This window comes from Streptomyces pseudoechinosporeus (assembly GCF_054783935.1).
Map to the genome: position 1 here is coordinate 12,578 of NZ_BAAGPS010000080.1, position 21,064 is coordinate 33,641.

The 21,064-nt window shown below is 68.7% G+C and carries 14 protein-coding genes and 2 pseudogenes; 11 read left to right on the forward strand and 5 right to left on the reverse strand.

Annotation, left to right across the window (positions count from 1 at the left end):
- Nucleotides 1-61: 61 nt before the first annotated feature.
- Nucleotides 62-988, reverse strand: a complete 927-nt coding sequence (locus ACYVO6_RS43740; protein ID WP_461071582.1) for a LysR family transcriptional regulator — start codon at nt 986-988, stop codon at nt 62-64.
- Between the two features lie 173 nt (nt 989-1,161).
- On the opposite strand from ACYVO6_RS43740, the gene ACYVO6_RS43745 reads away from it, so the two are divergent.
- The 4 genes from ACYVO6_RS43745 to ACYVO6_RS43760 all read left to right on the forward strand — a co-directional run bounded on the left by ACYVO6_RS43745 (nt 1,162) and on the right by ACYVO6_RS43760 (nt 6,664).
- Complete coding sequence (locus ACYVO6_RS43745; RefSeq protein ID WP_461071584.1) at nt 1,162-2,610, forward strand: CitMHS family transporter; 1,449 nt, start codon at nt 1,162-1,164, stop codon at nt 2,608-2,610.
- Between the two features lie 297 nt (nt 2,611-2,907).
- Nucleotides 2,908-4,179, forward strand: coding sequence for a prolyl oligopeptidase family serine peptidase (locus ACYVO6_RS43750; RefSeq protein ID WP_461071586.1), 1,272 nt, complete (start codon nt 2,908-2,910; stop codon nt 4,177-4,179).
- 133 nt (nt 4,180-4,312) lie between these two features.
- A complete protein-coding gene (locus ACYVO6_RS43755) occupies nt 4,313-5,176 on the forward strand; it encodes a poly(ethylene terephthalate) hydrolase family protein (RefSeq protein WP_461071588.1) in 864 nt (287 codons plus the stop codon).
- A 309-nt stretch (nt 5,177-5,485) separates the two neighbouring features.
- Nucleotides 5,486-6,664 (forward strand): DUF418 domain-containing protein, encoded by a 1,179-nt coding sequence (locus tag ACYVO6_RS43760; RefSeq protein ID WP_461071590.1) that lies wholly within the window; start codon nt 5,486-5,488, stop codon nt 6,662-6,664.
- A gap of 330 nt (nt 6,665-6,994) precedes the next feature.
- On the opposite strand, the gene ACYVO6_RS43765 is transcribed toward ACYVO6_RS43760, so the two are convergent.
- Nucleotides 6,995-7,951 carry an expansin EXLX1 family cellulose-binding protein gene (locus ACYVO6_RS43765; RefSeq protein WP_461071592.1) on the reverse strand — a complete coding sequence of 319 codons (957 nt, stop codon included), beginning with the start codon at nt 7,949-7,951 and terminating at the stop codon, nt 6,995-6,997.
- A 215-nt stretch (nt 7,952-8,166) separates the two neighbouring features.
- Between ACYVO6_RS43765 and ACYVO6_RS43770 the strand changes: the two genes are divergently transcribed.
- From ACYVO6_RS43770 to ACYVO6_RS43780, 3 genes are all read left to right on the forward strand, one after another.
- Entirely contained in the window at nt 8,167-9,948 is a 1,782-nt protein-coding gene (locus tag ACYVO6_RS43770) for a protein-arginine deiminase domain-containing protein (protein ID WP_461071594.1), read from the forward strand.
- A 74-nt stretch (nt 9,949-10,022) separates the two neighbouring features.
- Nucleotides 10,023-10,937, forward strand: coding sequence for a nuclear transport factor 2 family protein (locus ACYVO6_RS43775; RefSeq protein WP_461071596.1), 915 nt, complete (start codon nt 10,023-10,025; stop codon nt 10,935-10,937).
- A gap of 759 nt (nt 10,938-11,696) precedes the next feature.
- Nucleotides 11,697-13,127, forward strand: coding sequence for a glycoside hydrolase family 43 protein (locus tag ACYVO6_RS43780; protein ID WP_461071598.1), 1,431 nt, complete (start codon nt 11,697-11,699; stop codon nt 13,125-13,127).
- A gap of 66 nt (nt 13,128-13,193) precedes the next feature.
- Here the strand turns inward: ACYVO6_RS43780 and ACYVO6_RS43785 are convergent, their stop codons facing one another.
- Complete coding sequence (locus tag ACYVO6_RS43785) at nt 13,194-14,246, reverse strand: LacI family DNA-binding transcriptional regulator (RefSeq protein WP_461071600.1); 1,053 nt, start codon at nt 14,244-14,246, stop codon at nt 13,194-13,196.
- Nucleotides 14,247-14,539: 293 nt separating this feature from the next.
- Between ACYVO6_RS43785 and ACYVO6_RS43790 the strand changes: the two genes are divergently transcribed.
- Nucleotides 14,540-15,856, forward strand: coding sequence for a ferredoxin reductase family protein (locus tag ACYVO6_RS43790; RefSeq protein ID WP_461071602.1), 1,317 nt, complete (start codon nt 14,540-14,542; stop codon nt 15,854-15,856).
- A gap of 42 nt (nt 15,857-15,898) precedes the next feature.
- Here the strand turns inward: ACYVO6_RS43790 and ACYVO6_RS43795 are convergent, their stop codons facing one another.
- Nucleotides 15,899-16,108 carry a family 1 glycosylhydrolase gene (locus ACYVO6_RS43795; protein ID WP_461071604.1) on the reverse strand — a complete coding sequence of 70 codons (210 nt, stop codon included), beginning with the start codon at nt 16,106-16,108 and terminating at the stop codon, nt 15,899-15,901.
- On the opposite strand from ACYVO6_RS43795, the pseudogene ACYVO6_RS43800 reads away from it, so the two are divergent.
- Nucleotides 16,041-17,171: pseudogene (locus ACYVO6_RS43800) on the forward strand (ricin-type beta-trefoil lectin domain protein); the annotation flags it as partial. The gene ACYVO6_RS43795 and the pseudogene ACYVO6_RS43800 sit on opposite strands and share 68 nt — an antisense overlap.
- Nucleotides 17,172-17,268: 97 nt before the next feature.
- Nucleotides 17,269-18,654 (forward strand): CE1 family esterase, encoded by a 1,386-nt coding sequence (locus ACYVO6_RS43805; protein ID WP_461071925.1) that lies wholly within the window; start codon nt 17,269-17,271, stop codon nt 18,652-18,654.
- On the opposite strand, the gene ACYVO6_RS43810 is transcribed toward ACYVO6_RS43805, so the two are convergent.
- On the reverse strand, nt 18,620-19,744 hold the full coding sequence (locus tag ACYVO6_RS43810) for a GH12 family glycosyl hydrolase domain-containing protein (protein WP_461071606.1): 1,125 nt from the start codon (nt 19,742-19,744) through the stop codon (nt 18,620-18,622). The genes ACYVO6_RS43805 and ACYVO6_RS43810 overlap by 35 nt on opposite strands.
- A gap of 290 nt (nt 19,745-20,034) precedes the next feature.
- Between ACYVO6_RS43810 and ACYVO6_RS43815 the strand changes: the two are divergent.
- Nucleotides 20,035-21,000 (forward strand): annotated as a pseudogene (locus tag ACYVO6_RS43815) (LacI family DNA-binding transcriptional regulator).
- Nucleotides 21,001-21,064: the final 64 nt, after the last annotated feature.

The following is a 21,064-nucleotide window of genomic DNA, read 5'->3' on the forward strand; positions in this document are numbered from 1 at the left end:
CAACAGAAGGCCATCAATCAATGCGAAAAACGCATGAATGGGGGAGGGTTGGTGCGCGGCCTCAAGCCCACGAAACTCCGGGCGGAAGTGGACGCCCCTGGAGGCGGAACTCTTCGAGCGTCTCCAGGAACCGCTCCGTCACGGTCGGGAGCGTCCGCCGAGCGCGCAGCGCGATGTCCAGGCGCCGGTCCACCACGGGGTCCACCAGAGGACGGCAGACGACGGGTCCGGCACCCATCAGCGGGAGCACGAGGGCGGGCATCGCCGACACCCCGAGGCCGGCGGTCACCAGTCCCCCCACGGTCGCGATACTGCCCGCCTCGGCCGCTGGTACCGCGTGCGCGTCGATCTGGGCGAACGCCGCGTCGGTGAGCCGGCGCACGCTCGAGTCGCGCCCGACGGCCAGGAACGGCTGACGAGCCAGGTCGTCCCAGGCGATCTCGTGGCGGTCGGCGAGCGGGTGGCCTTCCGGTAGCACCGCGACGAAGCGGTCCCTGACCAGGGGGCGGTGCTCCAACTGCTCCGGCGGGTTACCGACGGTGGTGATCGCGAAGTCGGCGTCGCCGGACAGGACCCGGTCCAGTACCAACCGCTCCAGGCCGTCGAGGAGTCGTACCGCCACCTGTGGCCGCCGCTCACGGAAGTCGGAGATCACCTGCGGCAGGAGCACCGCGGCGACGGAGGGAAGGGTGGCCACGGCGACCGTTCCCGACTCGCCGAGCAGGTATCGCCTGAGCTCCTTCATGCCCGCCCGGTGAGCGGTGACTATCTGCTCGGCGACACGCAGGGCCTCGACGCCCGCCGCGGTCAACTGCACGTTACGGGTGTCCCGTTCCAGGAGCTGGACGCCGAGCTGTCGCTCCAGATCCGCGACCGCGCGGCTGAGTGAGGACTGGGACACGTGCATCTCCGCGGCGGCTGCGGTGAAGCTCGCGGCCCGGGCGACGGCCGTGTACGCCGCCAGTTGACGCAAGGTGGTGGCCTCCATGGCCGACGAGCATAGGGCGCCACCGCTTGGATTGATGCGCTTAACGCATGGACAGATCTCGGTTTGATGCTGGACACCGATCCGCCGGTGCTCCGAAACTCTCGCGTAACACCTCGGCCTGCCTCCCCCGCCCACCGCCGCCGAGGGCCGTCCCCGAGAAAGCGAGCGCCGCCATGCTGGCAGCCCTGGGCTTCGCCACGATCGCCGTCTTACTGCTGCTCACCATGACCAAACGCGCCTCGGTACTGGTCGCTCTGATCCTGCTTCCGGTGCTGGCGGCGCTCATCGGCGGCTTCGCGGGCGATCTGGGCGAGTTGATACTCAGTGGGCTGTCCAAGGTGGCCCCCACCGGCATCATGATCGCCTTCGCGGTCCTGTACTTCAGCCTGATGGTGGACGCCGGGCTCTTCGACCCCCTGATCCGCGGTCTGTTGCGGGTGGCGCAGGGCGACCCGTTGCGGATCACCGTCGCCACGGCCGTCCTCACCCTGTGCGTGGCCCTGGACGGCGACGGCGCCTCCACCTTCCTCATCACCGTCTCCGCACTGCTGCCGGTCTACAAGAGACTCGGTATGAACCCCCTGGTGCTGTCCGGAGTGGTCTGCCTGGGCGCGGGCGTGATGAACATGGTCCCCTGGGGCGGCCCGACCGTACGCGCCATGGCGGCGCTGAAGCTGGACAGTTCCGAGGTCTTCAACCCCGTGCTGCCCGCGATGGGCTTCGGTGTCGTCTGGGTGCTGGTGGCCTCCTACCTGCTCGGCCGCCGGGAACGCAACCGTCTTGCCGCGCTGCCCCCGCAGGGTCCGGCCACGGACGTGCGCGAGGGCGAGGACGAGCGGGACGACCGTGAACCCGCCGCTTCGACGACGGTCACGGCGACCACGGAACCCGAGTCGAGCCGACACGCCACTCCCGCGACGGCTGACGGGGAGCGTCAGGCCCTCCGGGCTCCCGGGGACGGGCCCGGCACCGTCCGAGTCCCGCCGCTGCCGCGGACCTGGCGGACCTGGCTGAACATCTTCAATCTCCTGCTCACCATCGCCCTCGTGGTCTGCCTGATCCAGGAAGTGATGCCGCTTCCGGTGCTGTTCGTCCTCGGGTTCGCGATCGCGCTGCTGGTCAACCACCCCACCTGGGAACAGCAACAGGCGCTGCTCGACAAGCACGCCAAGAGCGTGGTCCTGGTCACCACGATGATCTTCGCAGCCGGCGTCCTCACCGGGATCCTCACCGGCACCAAGATGATCGACGAGATGGCCGAGACGCTCGTCTCCGTCGTCCCCGACTCCTTCGGCTCGCACCTGCCCGTCGCGGTGGCCGTCACCGGCATGCCGCTGAGCCTGGTCTTCACTCCGGACGCCTACTACTTCGGCGTACTGCCCGTACTCGCCGAGACCGCGCAGGGCTTCGGCACGGACCCGGCCGAGGTCGCCAGGGCTGCCATTCTCGGCCAGATGACCACGGGGTTCCCGCTCAGTCCGCTCACCGCGTCCACGTTCATCCTGGTCGGCATGAGCGGTGTGTCGCTCGGCGAACACCAGCGCTTCATCTTCCGCTGGGCCTTCGCCACCACCCTGGTCATGACCGCCGGCGCCCTGCTGACCGGTGCGTTCTCCCTGTGACCGGTGTCCCGGGCCTGAGCGGAGTCCCCGCCGGCCGCGGGCTCCCGGCAGCCACCACACATGCCGCTCAGACCTCCAACATGCCGCCCGCTTCCAGGAGTCCGGAGCAGGGCGAACGCATCCACACGCACCAGGCACCCGGTCCGGGGGCCCCACCGACCGAGACGAGGACCCATGAGACGGATCACCAGACGTACGGCGCTCGCAGTCACAGCAGGTGCGGTCGCGGCGCCGGCCGTGAGCACGGCAACCGCCTCGGCCGCCGACACCACGACAGCCACATCTCAAGGACGACAAGTGACCTCCGGGCGCAATCCGGTCCTGCGAACGGACCTCGTCACGCGGGTGACGCCGAGGAACAACTGGCTGGTGACAGCCGTCGCCCTCCAGTACTCGTATCGCATTGACCTACGCGGCGGGGTGATCCCGCCCTCGGCCTTCCAGGTGAAGGCCACTGTGGGCGGGCAAACAGCGGCTCGCACGGTGACCCGGGTCTACTCCAGTACCACCGCCGAAGTGGACGACCGATCTCGCCCAGGACGGCCGGGGGACCGCCTGATCATCGAACTCGACCCGAACGACTCCAACGCGCGGGCCGCGGGCACCGACCCCCTTCCGCTCGACCGCGCCTACTCCGTCAGACAAGTGGCGGACGTGCACACCCCGGAAGGCGAACCAGTGCTCAAGGCCGGCCCGTTCGCGAGCCGGAACGACGACGTCATCACTCCCGTGGTCGACGACTTCGCCGCCGGTTCCTTCACCGACTCCGCGGGTTTCGAACTGGACTTCCGGCTGTACCAGCCCGAGGGATTCGTACGGAACCCGCAGACGCGCAAGCGGTACCCACTCGTCGTCACCCTGCATGGCGGTGGCGAAGTCGCGGACAACAACATGACCCAGCTCACTTCCAACCGGATCGCGGTCACGTTCGCCAAACCGGAACGACAGCGCCGCGACCCCGCGTTCGTCCTCTCTCCGCAGATCCCCCTGCCCCGTCCCATGGACGGACCCGACGGCACGGACTGGACCGACGCCAAGGTCCAGGCCGCTCTGATCGAACTCATCGACACCTTCGTGAGCGAGCACTCCCGAAACGTGGACACAGCCCGGCTCTATCTCGTCGGCCTGTCCTCGGGCGGGCGCGGTATCTACAGCCTGCTGGCGAAGCGGCCCGAGGTCTTCGCGGCTGCCCTGCCCACGGCCGGCTGGGGCGACCCGGCCACCATGGACAGGATCACGCACATCCCGATCTGGGCCGACCACTCCGTCGACGATCCGGTCGTCCCCTACCGCGAGGGCCGGTTCGGCAAGCCCGGCACCTGGACACTGATGAACGCGCTGGAGACCGCCGGTGCTCGGGTCAGCCGTGGGGAGTGGGCCAACGATCTGCCGAAGGCACAGTTCGAGGCCCGGTCCCGGGCGCTCCTGAGGCAGGCCCGGGCCACGCGCAGTCACGTCCTGTTCACGAGCTACACGGCCGGAACGACACCGGTGAACCCACACCTCGCATGGGCCCAGACGTACGAGAACGACGTGGTCATCGACTGGCTCTTCGAACAGTCCCGGTAGCCGCCGCACGCGGCACCCCTTCGCGCACCCCGCTGTCCGGTTACCGCTCTCACCGCTATCCGGAGGTAAAGCAATGGATCCATCCCGTCGTTCGACCAACACGACCGTGCAGTTACGGACCCGACCCCGTGCCATGACGGCAATGATCGCCCTGGTGACCACGATCGGCTTGGCGCTGACTCTGCTGACCGCCGCCGCCCCGCCGGCGGCCGCCGCCGTCCCGGACCCGACGACTGCCTCCCTGGAGGCCGCCAACGGGCCGCTGACCACCGCCACTTACACCGTTCCCAGGCCAACCGGGTACGGCTCCGGCACGGTCACGTACCCCAGGAACAGTGGCTCGTACCCGGGCGTCGTACTGATGCCTGGCTACCAGGGCACACAGCAGAACCTGCAGTGGCTCGCACCCCGCCTCGCCTCCTGGGGCTTCGTCGTCATCAACGTCGGCACCAACACCCTCACCGACGATCCCGCATCGCGCGGCCGCCAGATCACCGCCGCCGGCTCCCAGTTGCTCGCGCTCGGCAACGCCCCCGGTAACCCGATATCCGGGAAGGTCAACGGCACGCTCGGGGCGGTCGGTCACTCGATGGGCGGCGGGGGTGTCATGGCGGCCCTCCGGGACGACGCGCGCTTCCGGGCGGGCGTGCCCACGGCCCCGTACTACCCGAACGCGAACTTCTCCGCAGTCACCGAGCCCACGTTCTTCATGACCTGTCAAAGCGACTCTGTCGCCCACGGCAACAGCTACGCGGTGCCCTGGTACAACTCCATGTCCCGGGCCGAGAAGCTCTACATCGAGGTTCCGGGCGACCATCTGTGCCCGATGACGGGCTACGGCAACAAGGCCAAGCAGGGCAAGTGGATCGTGTCGTTCCTCAGTCTCTGGCTGCGTGCCGACACCCGCTTCAGCCCGTTCCTGTGCGGTCCCGTACGTGACGCCGACAAGAACAACACATCCCTGGTCACGCGCTGGATGGACACCTGCCCGTTCTGACCGGCTCGCTCGGAGCGCTCCGCGGCCCGCCGACACAGCGCTCCGAGCCTGCTGCCGGAGCCGTCGACGCCCCGCCCGCCGGCCCTTGTCGCCCGCAACCTGGCGAAAACAGCCGTTGAGCAGCTGAGCGGAGGCAGCCCGATTCGACTGTCACCGCTCGGAGCCGGGAGCTCGGAGCCGCCACCGCCCGGCTCGGCGTCGGAAGCCCGGTTCCAGCCGATGGGCGGGGCCAATGCCGCCGATCGGCGGGGGTGGTGGGGTCCTCTGGCGGATTCACCGCCGACACGTGGCGTTTCCAGTCTGGAGGGCATGAAACGCGATGCAGTCACCGATGCCCCTTCGACGGCCGGAGCACGGGAGGGCGAGCAGCCCTCCACAGCCCGGCTGATCGGGCTGGACCTGGCCCGCGGTCTGGCCGTCTTCGGCATGTACGCGGTCCATGTGGGCCCCGCCCCGAGCCAAGGCGGTGCCATCGGCTTCCTGATGGAGTTGGCACAAGGCCGCTCCTCCGCCCTGTTCGCCGTCCTGGCTGGCTTCGCGGTCGCCCTCATCACCGGGCGCCGCACACCGAAGACCGGGCCGGCCGGCCGCCAGGCCGTCGCCAAGGTCGTCATCCGGGCTGTGATCCTGCTGGCCCTCGGCACCGCCCTGACCATGACCGGCACCCCGGTCGTGCCGATCCTCGCCTTCTACGGACTGTTCTTCCTGCTTGTACTGCCGCTGTACCGGCTGGGCGCCAAGCCGCTGGCGATGATCGCGGCGGGTTGGGCCCTGGTGGGCCCGCAACTGCTGTACGTGCTGAGGCCGGTGGTCGGCGACCGCGCATTCCCCACCGTCGGCCAGGCCGACGGCATCGTCTCGCTGTTCTTCACCGGCGGCTATCCGGCCCTGACCTGGGTCCCGTTCGTCATCGCCGGTATGGCTGTCGCCCGCCTCGACCTGGCCGCCACGGCTGTCCGGACACGCCTCGCCCTCACCGGCGTCGCCCTCGCCATCATCGGCTACGGCGGCTCCTGGCTGGCGCTGCGTCTCCTGCCCGGTGCGGCCGAGGCCGTTCGGGAAGCCGAAGGGGGATCGGGCATGTCGTCCTCATCGCCCGGCAGCGTCGGCCTCTTCGGCGACACCCCCGCCGGGCTGCTGGTCGCCTCCCCGCACAGCGAGGCGACCCTGTCCATCGTGGGCAACACCGGTGTGGCGATCCTGGTGATCACCGTGTGCCTGGCCGCCATGGATGCCTTCCCCCGGCTGCGCCGCCTGGCCGGGCCCGTCATCGCGGTCGGCTCGATGTCGCTGACGGCGTACGTCTACCACATCGTCGCCATCTGGCTCCTGGACACCGAGGAACTGACTGTCCAGCCCTTGTACATCCTGCTCGGCTTCATCATGTCCGTCACCGTCCTAGCCACCATCTGGTTCCGCTTCTTCCAGCGGGGGCCGCTCGAATGGCTGATGGGCAGGGCGACCCAGGTCGCCCGGCGCATCCGGTGAGGGGAATCCGCGCCCGCATCCGGAGCCGGCGCCCCGTACGGTACGGCTGTATGGGGCGCCGTTTGGGTGTGTGGTCCTCGCCGTCACCCGGGCCACCGCCCGGCGCCACTCGCTGCGCAGCCTCACCGACCAGCTCGGCAACGCCCAGGCACCCAGGCCCGAGCCAGGTGAGACAACGGCCGGCGTGGGATGGTCTCGCACGTGACCACGGCCGCCGGGCTCCCCGCGGTCGCGACCGGTCCCGGCCCTCGGCCCCTGACGGACAGCCAACTGAATCGGCAGTCGCCGCCCCGACTTCCGGTGAAAGAGACGCACGCGTGCGCGGCGGGGTCAGTGCCGGGCGAACTGAACCCCGGTCGGTTGCACGACGTTCGGCCGCAGCGCGATCCCGGTGATGGTCAGTCGTTCTCCGTAGATGTCCGTGACTCTGATCGAGCTGCCGCACCCGCTGCCGTTGTCGGAGATGAAGTAGTTGTATTCGGTGCGGGGCAACTGCCGCCAGCCGCCGCTGGTCCGGACTTCCAGGCGCGCGACCGGGTTGCGGTGGCCGATCGCTTGGATGCCGCACCAATAAGGACTGGACCCGGTCTTGTACCTGATGGAGATCGTGTCGGACGTGCTGGGACTCAGCAGCTGCCAGGTGACAGGTATTCGGCCGACCTTGAGATCGGCGAGCTTGGCGAAGGCCTGTTGGCTGAGGTCGAGTTGCCCGGGTGCACAGGGCAGCGGGCATTCGTTGGTGATCCGTACCGTGATCGACTTGCCGTTGGCCGCGCGGACGAGCACGTACGCGCCGCACGCCCTGGACGTCTCGTAGTCCGTGGTGTTCATGGCCGCGATCATGAGGTCGGGACTCGGGCCGAACAGGCAGGCGCCGTCTCCGTCGGCGGCCTCGTAGGCGGTGGCGACCCCGGTGTAGGGGGTGTTGGGCCGAATCCGCCCCGCCAACGATGGCGTGGTGGGCGCCTTTCGCGGGGGCCGCGGGGTGGCTGTGGCCGAAGGGCGTGCTGCACCGGTCTTCGCAGCGCCCTTCGGCGTCCGTGTCGGTTTCGGTGTGCTGGTCGCGGGAGGGGTCGCCGACGCGCTCGGGGTGCCCTTCGTGGGGGTGATTCTCACCTTGGTGGTGGCGACAGACGTGGCCGCGGCATGCCCTGCCTCCGCCTCGCGGTCGGGGAGCCCCATGACCAGGTAGGCGAGAACGCCCGCGGCGGTCACCGCCAAGGTGGTGCCCAGCACAAGCCTGCGTCTTTGCCTGCGCTGACGCGCGGCCTGCCTCGCTGTCTTCATACCTGTCCGTTCGGAAGATCGAGCCGATGGTGCACTGCTCAGTGACCGCCGAGAGCGAAAAGGTTGCCTTCGATTTCTCTGGTGGCGCGGGTCCCACTTTCGGATGGTCGGAGTCCGCCCTGTCGGCGGGGGTTGTCCCGCCGGTCGGCGGAGTGAATGCCGCAAGGCGCCGCAATGGGATGGAGGTGCCGGTCAAGACGACGAGGAGTAGGTGCATGAGCAGAGTGAGGCCCAGGGCCGTGACAGCGTTGGCGATCGCCCTGGCGGCCGTCTCCGGCACCGGGACGGTGGCCAGGGCTGGCGACACCGGGGGGATACGGGCGGACATTCGTGCCGATGTGAACCGTGATGGTGCGGTCGATGTCACCGGGGGTTCCGATGTCGTGGGCAAGACGACGTGGAACAGCGAACGGGGCGCGATCTTCCTGCCGAACATCGGTGACAAACAGCGGCGCTGCAAGACGAAGACTCCTGACGGCCGTTGGCTGTCCAACGCCCGGCTCCAGGCCTGCAACGACGCCCAGGGCGACGTCGTACGGACGCCCGAATACCTGGCGCCGCTGCGCACGGTCCCGGTCGGCAACGTCTCGGATGCCGTCACCGGTGGCCTCCAGTTGGTCGGCTCCGGCAAGTCCAAGGTCCGGCTGTTCCTCAAGCGCGGCGAAGCCTGGACCTACGGGACCGACAGCACCCGAGTCACCGCCGCCGAACTGCGCGCCGGGCTCCGGCTCGGCCTGGACGGACGGGACGTCATACGGGAGGACTGGGACGGCCGGATCACTGTCCGGTTCACCGTCACCGACGGCGACCGCACCTCCACGGACGAGGTGATGCTGCGCGCGGCCCCGGTCCTGACGCAGCACCACCTCCAGCGTGCCGAGCAGGCGCTGGTCGTGAACGGAAGCCACCAGGACCCCAACCAGCGCGGGTTCGCCGAGCAGTTCGCCAAGGAGGTGCGAAAAGCCGGTATCACCAAGCCGACGTACAAGTTCAAGGACGGCTCGGACATCTGGGCGCAGGACTTCATCGAGCCCGGTTACGTCAGCATGCCCGGTCCCGGTGGCAAGCCGCGCGTCCTGCGGATGATGATCCGCTCCGCACAGATGGACCGTGACGCCGGCAAGCAGGTCTTCGAGCTGCACGGACCCGGCGTCGGCGTCGCGCAGATCAACAAGGGGACGTACGACCAGATCAACTCCACGGGCAACCTGGAGACCATCCCGCCGTACACCCACCACGGCAAGTCCTACCCGGCAGGCCGGATCATCACCGGCCGGCACGGCTCCCGGCTGCCCGCTCACACGGCCTTCCTCAAGGCCCAGCAGGCGCAGGACCCGCTGGCGCTCGACACCGGCTGGCTCGGCATCGGCCATGTGGACGAGTTCGTGCAGTTCCTGCCCGCCGACACCCCACGCGGCTGGAAGATCGGTGTCGCCGATCCGGAGGGCGGGCTCGCCCTGCTCCGCAAGGCGCAGCGCGCCGGGCACGGCCGCACGAAGGCGTTCTCCATTCCGCGTTCCTACGTCGAGGGCCGCATCCCCACGATCGGCCAGGCCCTGTCCGACCGGCAGTTGCTCAAGGACAACGCCTTCGCGGCCCGGAAGATCAAGGACAACCTGGCGCTGCTGAAGCGCGAGACCGGCGTCACGGACGCCGAGATCGTGAAGATCCCGGCGATGTACGACAGCGGCTTCGGCGGCTTCCCCGGGCAGCGTGCCGCGCCGGCGGAGAACCGTGAGGTCGGCGCCTACTACCCCGGTGCCGTCAACGGCGTCGTGCTGACCCCCACCACGTACCTCGCGCCCAGGCAGTGGGGCCCGGTCGTGGGCGGCAAGGACATCGTCGCCGAGGCGGTGACCAAGGCGTACGCCAAGGCCGGTATACGGGTGCGCTACCTGGACGACTGGCGTACCCACCACGTCTTCGGCGGCGAGGTGCACTGCGGCACCAACACGATCCGCGCCGCCGGCACCGCCTGGTGGAGCTCCCCCAAGTAGGACCGGACTCCTCGAACAAACCCTCAGTTACGTAATGCCGGCATCGAACCCCTGACCGTACATAGGAGACCCGAGTGAAATACCGGAAGACTCTGCCCCGGCTTGCTGCCGTGGCCTGCTTCGCGACCGCCTGCAGTAGCACGTCCGGCACCAGCCCGGCCGCCCCGTCGACTACGTCCTCTGCGGCCGGCTCGTCGTCAGCCTCCGAGGAGCGGAACAAGGCGCTCGTTCTGCGCCTGTACTCGGAGGCGTTCAACAAGAACCGGACCGACGTGGTGAAGGAGCTCGTCGGCACTGACTACGTGCAGCACGACAAGTCGGTGCCCCGCGGAGCTGACGGGCAGGTCAAGCAGTTCAAGAACCTCAAGGCGAAGATTCCCGGTGCGGTGGCAACCGTCAAGCGCGTGGCCACTGACGGTGACTTGGTGGCCGTGCACTGGCACGCGTCGGCCACCCCGGCGAACGAGGCGACCGGCGAGGCCAAGGCCGACCTGTATCGGGTCAGCAACGGCAAGCTGGTCGAGCACTGGGGCATCACGCAGACCGTACCGGCGAAGACGGCCAGCGGGAACTCCTTGTTCAGCGACGAGTACCGGTACCCGAAGGGGGCGCCGACCCTGTCCGAGGAACTGGAGGAGAAGAACCAGAAGTTCGCGGTCACCGCTTACCGCAAGCTCTCCGGCGGTGACGTGACCGTGATCGACAGGAGGTGGGATCCCCGGTACTACCAGCACAACCCGATGATCCCGAACGGAACAGGTCCGCTGCAGCAACTGCTGCAGCAGGACACGCAGGACGCCCCCTCACCAAGCAGCACCCCTGACGGAAACACCTCGCCCACCGGGGACGGAGGGACCCGGTTCGGCAACACCCTCGCCGACGGGGACCTGGTGTGGGTTTTCAGCTCCGACTACGTCGTCGCGGACATCTTCCGAGTGGTCGATGGGAAGATCATCGAGCACTGGGACGTCGTCGCCGACGGGCAGTAGCCCTGCCGGAAGGACTGACCGCCGGACCTCATCGATGGTCCGGCGAAGATGGAAGCGACCGGCACATTCGCCGACCCTGACCAGTCTTTTCGGGTCCCACGGACTACGGATGTCGAAGATATTGACGCGTCCCGCTGCTCACACTTAACGTCTGCCCGACATCGCGAACGCTGTTCGATTTACCGCACAACTTATGTCAGCCGGACAGGAAGTCGGCTACGGAGGCTTTCCGGCCGAGCACTGGGAGGGCACGCCAAAACGCAGCAACGGTCAGTACCGGAAGGCGGAGAATCGGTCGGCCGCCGTTGGATATCGCCTTACGCCGAAGGCCGCTTGGCCGGGTCAAGAGAGAAATAGGAGTCGCAGGAGAACAGGACGCCGAAGCAGCGCACGGGCGAAGCGCTTCACGGGCGCCGAAAAACCACAGACCGTCCTGCTGCGCCGCGCCCACCCGCTCTTGGAATGACCAATCGTGCCGGCCAGCCCCGTACCGCGACCGCCTCACTCGGGCGACAACCGGGACTTCACCCCACAAGCCGTCACACCACCGACGCACGGGCATCGTTTGCCCAGCCCCGCCGTCACCACGGCGAAATGCACCGCACGCAGGAGACATGCCGTTGCCCGGATCCGACCACCCCTTCCGCGTCATGTGGTAGTCGGCCCTGTCCCGCCAACACTGAGACTGAGCCCCCCGGTTGACCCTGCTTCGCTCCTTTTCGCCCGATGGTGGCATTCGCAGAACGACAGGAGATGGACATGTCCGCGCTTCGCACCCGGCTGTCGGCGATATTGCTCGCCGCGTGCCTGCTCTTCACAGGCCAAGCCCTGACCACACCGCAGCGGGCTGCCGCCGCCGATCCGGGCTATCTCATGACGCACTTCATCGGGGAGGGGGCGACCGGTCAGCAGATCTACTTCTCGCACAGTACGGATGGTCTGAACTGGAGTGACCTCAACGGCGGAGGGATGGCTCTGCGTTCCACGGTCGGTACGCGTGGGGTGCGTGACCCCGCACTGGTGCGTTCCCCGAACGGTGACAAGTACTGGATCATCGCGACCGACCTGTGCATCAGCTGCGGGCAGACGTGGAGTCAGTCCATCAACGACGGCAGTCGCAGTCTTGTGGTGTGGGAGTCGACGGACCTGGTCACCTGGTCGCAGCCGTGGCTGCTCAACGTCGCCGGAGCGATTCCCGACGGGCGCAACGCGTGGGCGCCAGAGGCGATCTGGGACCCGGCCAGCAACGACTACGTCCTGTACTGGGCGACGAACAAGCCCCTCAACGGCGCAACGAAGCACCGCATTTACTACGCCCACACCAGCGACTTCCGCTCCATCACCACCCCCCAGGTCTACATCGAGCGCCCCGGCACCCAGGAAATCATCGACACCCAGATCGTCGAGATGCCGAGCGGCGTCGGCAACTACCGCTATGTACGGGCCTCCGGTGACGGTCAGATCACCCTCGAAGGCAGCAACTCGATCCTCGGCACCTGGACCAACCTCGGCAACCTCTCCGGCATCGGCCTGACCGGCTCCCAGGTCGAAGGTCCGATGTGGATGAAGTTCAGAGACCGCAACGAGTGGACCCTCTACCTCGACCAGTACGCCTCGGGACGCGGTTACATGCCGGTCACGACGACCAACCCGTCCGCCTCCGGCACCTACAAGCTCCCGGCGTCGGGCAGCTACAACCTGGGCAGCACCAAGAAGCGCCACGGCTCGATCCTGAACCTGACGGCCGCCGAGGAGAGCCGCGTCCAGGCCCGCTGGCCCAACACCACGGTCAACCGGCTCCAGTCGTACAACTTCCAGGACCGGTACGTGCGGCACGCCGCCTTCGACGTGCGCATCGACCAGAACATCACCGGCCCGGACGCCCAGTTCCGGCTGCGGCCCGGTCTGGCGGGCTCCGGTACCGTCTCCTTCGAGTCGGTGAACTTCCCCGGCCACTTCCTGCGGCACTCCAACTACGACTTCCAGCTCGCTTACAACGACGGCACCACCCAGTTCGCCGCGGACGCCACCTTCCGCCAGGTCGCCGGGCTCGCCGACGCAAGCTGGTCGTCGTTCCAGTCGTACAACCACCCCGACCGGTACATCCGCCACTACGCGTACCAACTCCGCCTCGACCCGATCACCACGGCGACAGGGCGCGGCGACGCCACCTTCCGTGTGACGAGCTGACCCGACGCCGACAACGAAACTGCATCGGCGAGGCAATGCCCCGCCGATGCGGTCCGGGCCCTGCGGTCAGGGTGTGCCGTTCCCTCGCCGTACCGGGCGTCGTGTGGACCGGCGAGGGGCCAGGACCGGCTGCACGAGCCGATGCCGGTCCACACCGCTGCGGGCGTTGATGAGAGCGATCAGCAGGTCGACCGCTTCGTCGCTCACCCGGTCCGGGCGGAGGCTGAGCGTGGTGACGGGCGGGGCCGTCGTCGCGTAGTCCGGATCCTCACTGATGCACGCCACCAGCAGGTCCTGCGGCACTCGGAGCCCGTGGTGCCGGGCGGCGGCGAGGATGTTGTGACCGGAGTCGGAGTAGATGCCGATGACGGCGTCCGGTCGTGGATCGCGGTCGAGCAGCCGGCTGACAGCGTCCCGTTCAGCCGTGAAGTAGTCGGGCAGCGAGGCGTACTCCTCGACGAGGGCGGGCATGTCGTGCTCGGCGCACCAGGAGGCGTAGGCGCGTCCGATCAGGTGCGGGTACTCGTCGTCGTGCAGCGGCTGGGAGAGTGCGATCCGCCGGGCGCCAGCCTCAGTGAGGTGGTCGAGCAGGAGGCGCAGGCCCGCTTCGTGGTCGGTGTCCACCCACGCGTCGCGCCAGTGCGGCTGGGGCGGCCGGCCGTCGGTGACCATCGGGATGCCCCGCTCCCGCAGGATGGAACGCACTGGGTCATCGGTGCGCGGACCGACGTGGATGACGCCGTCCATCGGCGTGTTGAGCCACATCCACGGTGACAGGGAACTCGGCATCACCATGAGCATGTAGCCGCGCTCGTGCGCCGCCGCCATCGCGCCCAGCGTCAGCTGTGCGTAATAGGGGATCTCCATGTACGAGACGGGAAGGTCGCCGTACGTCGTCATGGTCAGGCCGAGAACTCCGGTGCTCCCGCGGGCCAGGGCCCGGGCCGCGCTGGCCGGGGCGTGACCGACCTCGCGCGCCGCGGCGAGCACGCGCTGCCTGGTCGCCTCGGACAGCCGCCCGGTGCCGTTGAGCGCGTTCGACACCGTGGCCGTGGACACCCCCGCCCGTGCCGCCACGGCGCTGAGCGTGGGACGCCGCCAGACACGCGAACTCGTCATGTGTGTACCCCATGCACCCCAACAGCCCCATGAGGCTTGTGGTTAACACCTTAATCACTCAGCGTACCCGGCGACGGCGGCCGGGTACGTGCGGTCCGCTCGACCAGTGTGCCGATCGCGGAACAAGAACAGTTAAGGCCAAGCAGGGCCAACTTCTCGCCATGTTCCGTAGTCTTGCCCGGCCCAGCGGCCGTATCAGATCGGGATGCTCGGGTCCCCGCGACCTCGCGGGTGCCGGGCGCCAGTGCGTCACATGGACAAGAGGGGAAACGGTGGAGGCGACAAGTACACAGGTGCGACAGAGCACCATACCTCCGGTCGTCGCGGCGCGATGGGCGCTGTGGACGTTTGTCATCACCAACTTGGTGATCGTCGAGGCATTGTTCCTCACCGCCGGGACCGGCAAGAACGGGGTGCTCACGGTCGCCAAGTTCTTCGGCCTGCACGCCGCCGTGCTGATGCTGTTCCAACTGCTGCTGGTGGCCCGGCTGCCGTGGCTCGACCGCCGTATCGGCATGGACCGGTTGACGGTGTGGCACCGGTGGGTCGGCTTCACCCTGCTGTGGACCCTCCTCACCCACGCCGTGCTGGTGGTGCTGGGCTACGCGAGGCTCGATGACGCGTCGATGACGAAGACGTTCTTCGCGCTGGCCGGAGTGCCGGCTTCGCTGCTCGGGATGCTGGCCGCGGCGATCGTCGTCGTGGTCGCCGCGGTCTCCGCCCGACAAGTGAGGCGGCGGCTGCGGTACGAGACCTGGCACGGCGTGCACCTGCTGCTGTACCTGGCGTTGGGGCTGGCGTTCGTCCACCAGTTGCAGGAGACCACGACCTTCAGCTCCTCCGTGCCCGCGATGATCTACTGGTGGGCCCTATGGCTGTTCGCGTTCGGTGCCCTGGTCACGGGGCGGATCGTGATGCCTCTGTGGCGCAACGCCTATCACCGATTCGAGGTCACGGCGGTGGTGCCGGAGTCGGACGACGTGGTGTCGGTGCACGTCACCGGCCGCCACCTCGACAGGCTGCCGGCCCGGGCGGGCCAGTTCTGCATCTGGCGGTTCCCCGGGCACAACCACTGGTGGCCGGCCAATCCGTTCTCGCTGTCGGCGGCACCCGACGGCCGCACATTGCGCCTGACCGCCAAGGCGGTCGGCAGCACCAGCGCCGGCCTGCGGCACGTCCCGGTCGGGAGCCGCGCGTTCGTCGAGGGACCGTACGGGGCGTTCACCTCGTTGCATCGAACGCGGCCCGGCGCGCTGCTGATCGCCGGAGGAGTGGGGATCACGCCCGTCCGAGCCCTGTTGGAGGAGGAACCAGCCGGCGACGTCGTCGTGCTCTACCGGGTGCGCAGCGAGGACGACGCCGTGCTGATCGACGAGGTACGAACTCTGGTCGCGGACCGCGGCGGGCAGCTGCACCTGCTCACCGGCCGTACGGGGGAGACGAGCCCGCCGTTCGAGCCGGAGAGTCTCCGTACCCTGGTTCCCGACATAACCGAACGCGACGTGTACGTCTGTGGCCCGCCCGCGATGACCTCGACCGTGCTCAGCGCCCTGCGCAGGCTGAAGGTTCCCCACCGGCAGGTGCACGCCGAGAGGTTCGGCCTGGCCTGAGGGCGCTGAATCAGCCGTCGGACGGTTCGCTCTCCACGAACTTCATGGGGTGGTTTCCTCCGTCCGCGCGCGGTGCGCGGTGATCAGGCTCCGGTACCAGTGGTAGCTGTCCTTGGGCGTTCGGGTCAGCGTGTCGTAGTCGACGTGGACGATGCCGAAGCGCTGGCCATAGCCGCGCGCCCACTCGAACAGCGGTACCCGTGACGAGCAGGTCAGGCGTTTCACGCTGATGCGCGACGCCCTGCGGGCCACCGGGCGGCCGATCGTCTACAGCATCAACCCCAACAGCTTCCACGCCATCACCGGCGCCACGTACAACTGGGGCGAGGTCGCCGACCTGTGGCGGACGACCGAGGACCTGCTCGACATCTGGCAGAACGGCAACACCAACAGCTATCCGATGGGCGTCGGCAACGTCCTGGACGTCACCGCGCCGCTGGCGGCGCAGGCGGGCCCGGGGCACTGGAACGACCCCGACATGCTGGTCGTCGGCCGTCCCGGCCTGTCACTGACCGAGTCGCGTTCCCACTTCGCCCTGTGGGCGCTGCTGGGTGCCCCGCTCATGGCCGGCAACGACATCCGCACCATGTCCGCCGACGTGAGCGCGATCCTGCGCAACCCGCGTCTGCTGGCGGTGAACCAGGACCCGCTCGGGGCGGGCGGGCGCAGGGTGCGCGACGACGGCGGCACCGAGGTGTTCGCCAAGGCCCTGTCCGACGGCTCGGTCGCGGTGGGCCTGTTCAACCGGGGAGAGGGCACAGCGACGGTCACCACCACGGCCGCGCAAGTCGGCCTGTCCGGCGGGCCGTTCACCCTCACCGACCTGTGGACCGGCGGCACGTCCAGCACGTCCGGGCAGATCTCGGCGAGCGTCCCCGCGCACGGCGTGGCCGTGTTCCGGGTGACCGGAGGCAGCCCGCAGACCGCCACCACCTTGCGGCTGCGCGGCACCGCATCCGGCCGCTGCCTGGATGTGGACAACGCCTCCACCGCGGCCAGGGCCACGGTACTGATCTGGGACTGCCACACGGCCGCCAACCAGCTGTGGACCACGTGGGCCGGCGGCGAGATCCGCGTCTTCGGCGACAAGTGCCTGGACGCCTACGACCAGGGCACCACCAACGGCACCCGGGTCATCACCTGGCCCTGCAACGGCCAGAACAACCAGAAATGGACCGTCGGCTCCGACGGGTCGATCCGCAACGTCCATGCCGGGCTGTGCCTCGACGTCAACGGGGCCGGCACCGCGGGCGGGACCCCACTGGTCCTGTGGACCTGCAACGGCCAGGCCAGCCAGAAGTGGACCCGCGTGTGACACCCCGCTCCGGCCGGTCAAGGCGATGTTCCAACAGGAAAAGGAGAGTTGCATGACGAAAAGCTCAAGATTCCATTTATGGCCCCCCGTGCTCGCGGTGCTGCTCGTCCTGACCATGGGAGGCACGGCGCTGGGCAGTGGCCACCGCGAGAACGCGCCGGTCGCGGCCTCCGGCACGGCTGCCGCAACCGTCGGCACCGCTGCCGCGACCCCCGGATGCGGCAAGGCCCCCACCCTGACGAGCGGTACGCACACGATCCAGAGCAGCGGCAAGAACCGGAGCTTCATCCTGCGGATCCCGGACGGCTATGACCGCAACCGTCCCCACCGGCTGGTCTTCGGGTTCCACTGGCTGGGCGGCACCTCCACCGACGTCGCCACCGGCCGCACCGTGGAAACGGGCACCTGGGCCTACTACGGGCTCCAGCGACTGGCGGACAACAGCGCCATCTTCGTCGCACCCCAAGGCCTCAACAACGGCTGGGCCAATGCCGGCGGTGAGGACGTCACCTTCGTCGACGACATGATCAGGCGGATCGAGGCGGACCTGTGCGTCGACACGACACAGCGCTTCGCTCTGGGATTCAGCTACGGCGGCGCCATGTCGTACGCCCTCGCGTGTTCCCGGGCGACGGTCTTCCGCGCGGTCGCGGTCCTGGGCGGCGGACAGCTCAGCGGATGCAGTGGCGATACTCAGCCGATCGCTTACCTCGGAGTGCACGGCCTCAGGGACAGTGTCCTCGGTATCTCCGGCGGACGGGCGTTGCGGGACAGGTTCGTCAGGAACAACGGCTGCACCCCGCAAAACCCGCCCGAGCCGGCGCAGGGCAGCCTGACGCACCGGGTCACCACCTACTCGGGCTGCTCGGCCGGGCATCCGGTCGCCTGGGCCGCGTTCGACGAAGGGCACATCCCCGCTCCGCAGGACGGGGCCACCGGTGACAGCGGCTCCAGGACCTGGGTGCCGGGAGAGGTGTGGAAGTTCTTCACGCAGTTCCAGACCTCCGACCCGCCGCCGGGGACGGCGACCTGCCGGATCACCGGCACCGTCAGCGCCTGGAACACCGGCCTGACGTCGAACATCACCATCACCAACACCGGCACCACGGCGATCGACGGCTGGTCCCTCGTCTTCACCCTGCCCGACGGCCAGACCATCACTTCCAGCTGGAACGCGGACTACTCGCCCGCCGCCGGCCGGGTGACGGCCAGGAACGCCTCCCACAATGCCACCATCGCTCCAGGCGCTTCGGTCGACATCGGCTTCCAGGCAGCCCACACCGGGAACACCGCCCCGGCGACGTCCTACACCCTCAATGGCACTGCCTGTGCTGTCACAGGGAGTCGAGCAGACGGTCTGTCTTCTTGGTGCCATCCGCGGCGAGGTTCCTCGCCGCGGATGGCTGTCATAGCGCCGTACGGCACGCAAGCGTCCGGCGCCGGTCACGTCACGTCCTGGTGCAGGCGGTCCCGTTCAGGCTGAACCCGCCAGGCGCGGCGAAGGTGCCGCTGTAGGTGCCCTGGAACCCGAACGTCTGGCTGCCGCCGGGAGCGATGCTCGCGTTGTGCGTCAGGCCGCTCGCCGTGACGGATCCCGAGGACGGGGAGACGGAGGCGTTCCAGGCGCTGGTGATGTGCTGGCTGGAGGGCGGAGCGAAGGCGAGGCGCCAGCCGTCGACGGGTGCCGAACCGGTGTTGGCGACGGTGACGTCCGCGGTGAAGCCTCCCTGCCACACGTTCGTGGCGTACGACACCTCGCAGGTCGTGGCGCCGCCGGGGCCGCCCGGTCCACCACCCGTGTTGACGGTCGACGAGAACGAGTTCACCGTCAGCCCGGTGCCGTTCTGCCAGGGTTCGAAGCCGGCCTGAACGCTGGTCAGGTACCAACTGCTCTGGGCCAGTCCGCGAGCTACGGCCTGCCGGACGAAGTCCATCACGTCGAAGCTCCAGCTGCCGATCGCCGACGGGGCGACGAAGGACAGCACGTCGTTGGAGCCGTTGCTGCCCGACCACACCTGCCAGGTGCGTCCGCCGACGGTGGCCGTGCCGACCTGGGAGCCGATGGGCTGGACCGGGCCCACCTTGTTGAACCAGATCATGATCTCGGTCCGGTTCACGCCGTCGGTGCGGGGCGTCGGGTCCAGCCAGATGTCGTACGAGGCGTTGTACACGGCGTCGCCGACGTAGCCGTACGAGATGCTGCTCGGCGCGCTGGAGATGCCGGCGAGCTGCGCGGGGAGGTTGGTCCCCGGCGAGCAGTTGGTGTAGTGGCAGCCGTTGAAGAGGGACGGGTACGACTTCGGCGCGCCGTTCGTGGGCACGGAACCGTCGGCCCGGGTGAGCCGGAAGCCGGTGTCGGTGGCGGTGACGCACTGGGGCTCGTTGGTGCCCCAGCGGTTGTTCTGGACGACGTATCGCCCCTGGATGACAGTCGAGCCGAACTGTTCGCAGACCGTGGTGTCGGCCTCGGCCATCGGTGTGGCGGCGAAGAGCGCGGCGACGGTGGCGAGCGGGGTGACGAGCGCGCCCCACGTGCCGCGCACGGTGCGCGGAAGGTGCTGTAACGGTCGCATGCGGAACCTTTCGGAGGTACGGCCAGAGCGGGTGTGTTGTGGGGGCTCCCGCCTCCCCAGTGTTGGGAGCGCTCCCATGTTTTGCTGTCTGGCGGACTGTAGGGTGTAGTCATGGTCATGACAAGCATGCTTGTCGGAGCTGTGCCCGACGCACTGTGTTGCTTCCTCTGCTGGCTGCGAGAATGGTGGCGGCAGCAGGCGAGGGGATGGGGAAAGGCGACTGTGCCGGACAACCGAGCGGGAAGACCTTCGACGGAGGACCACGGTGAGGGCGGCGGGGGACCGCAGCGGTGACGATCGCTTACATCGCCGAGTCCGCGGGCGTCTCCGTGCCCACCGTGTCGAAGGTGCTCAACGGCCGGTCGGGTGTGTCGGACGAGACCCGGGCCCGCGTCGAGGAACTGATCCATCAGTACGGTTACCGCATGCCCCGAAGAGCCGGAGCAACCTGGTGGAGCTCGTGTTCCGCGAGCTGGAGAGCATGTGGGCCGTGGAGATCATCCGCGGTGTCAAGCGCGTGGCCCGCAAGAACCGGATCGGTGTGCTGGTGTCGGAGTTCGGCCTCCATGACCATCGACGACACGGTCGGCCGGCGCCCTCAAGCCGTCCTGTCGGTCGCGCAGCTCTCGGAAGCCGAACGGGACCAACTGGCGGCGAAGGGCATCCCGTTCGTCGTCTTCGACCCCATCGACGAGCTGCCCGACGACGTTCCGTTCGTGGGTGCCACGAACTGGAGGGGCGGTCAGGCGGCGACCCGGCATCTGGTCGGCTTGGGGCACCGGCGCATCGCCATGATCAGCGGGCCTGACCACCCCTTCTGCCTCGCACGGCTGTCCGGCTACTCGTCCGCTCTCGCGGAAGCCGGACTGCCGATGGAACCCGGCCTGGTGGTGAAGACCCAGCTCACGCGCGAGCACGGGTACGCCGCGGCGCGGGGGCTGCTCACCCGCCCCGATCGCCCCACCGCCGTGTTCACCGCCAACGACATGCAGGCGCTCGGTGTCTACCAGGCCGCGCGCGAGCTGGGCCTGCGTATCCCGCACGATCTCAGCGTGGTGGGCTTCGACGACGTACCGGCCGTGGCCTGGATGGATCCGCCCTTGACCACGGTCCATCAGCCGCTGGCCGAGATGGCGACGGCCGCCACCGAGCTGGCTCTGGCGCTCGGCCGCGGCGAGGAAGTGTCGCAGGTGGGACTGGAGATCGCGACCACCCTCACCGTCCGGGAGAGCACGGCTCCGCCGAAGGAGGAGTGAGGGAGCCTGGGGACAGGCGTGCCCTGGTTGCCGGGGAGGGCAACCAGGGCGAGGGGCCGGTCAG

What these genes read in the sequence shown, in the direction of transcription:
- ACYVO6_RS43770 (WP_461071594.1), top strand. Translation starts at nt 8,167, where the DNA reads ATGAGCAGAGTGAGGCCCAGGGCCGTGACAGCGTTGGCGATCGCCCTG.
- ACYVO6_RS43780 (WP_461071598.1), top strand. Translation starts at nt 11,697, where the DNA reads ATGTCCGCGCTTCGCACCCGGCTGTCGGCGATATTGCTCGCCGCGTGC.
- ACYVO6_RS43740 (WP_461071582.1), bottom strand. Translation starts at nt 988, where the DNA reads ATGGAGGCCACCACCTTGCGTCAACTGGCGGCGTACACGGCCGTCGCC.
- ACYVO6_RS43765 (WP_461071592.1), bottom strand. Translation starts at nt 7,951, where the DNA reads ATGAAGACAGCGAGGCAGGCCGCGCGTCAGCGCAGGCAAAGACGCAGG.
- ACYVO6_RS43810 (WP_461071606.1), bottom strand. Translation starts at nt 19,744, where the DNA reads ATGCGACCGTTACAGCACCTTCCGCGCACCGTGCGCGGCACGTGGGGC.
- ACYVO6_RS43755 (WP_461071588.1), top strand. Translation starts at nt 4,313, where the DNA reads ATGACGGCAATGATCGCCCTGGTGACCACGATCGGCTTGGCGCTGACT.
- ACYVO6_RS43785 (WP_461071600.1), bottom strand. Translation starts at nt 14,246, where the DNA reads ATGACGAGTTCGCGTGTCTGGCGGCGTCCCACGCTCAGCGCCGTGGCG.
- ACYVO6_RS43745 (WP_461071584.1), top strand. Translation starts at nt 1,162, where the DNA reads ATGCTGGCAGCCCTGGGCTTCGCCACGATCGCCGTCTTACTGCTGCTC.
- ACYVO6_RS43760 (WP_461071590.1), top strand. Translation starts at nt 5,486, where the DNA reads ATGAAACGCGATGCAGTCACCGATGCCCCTTCGACGGCCGGAGCACGG.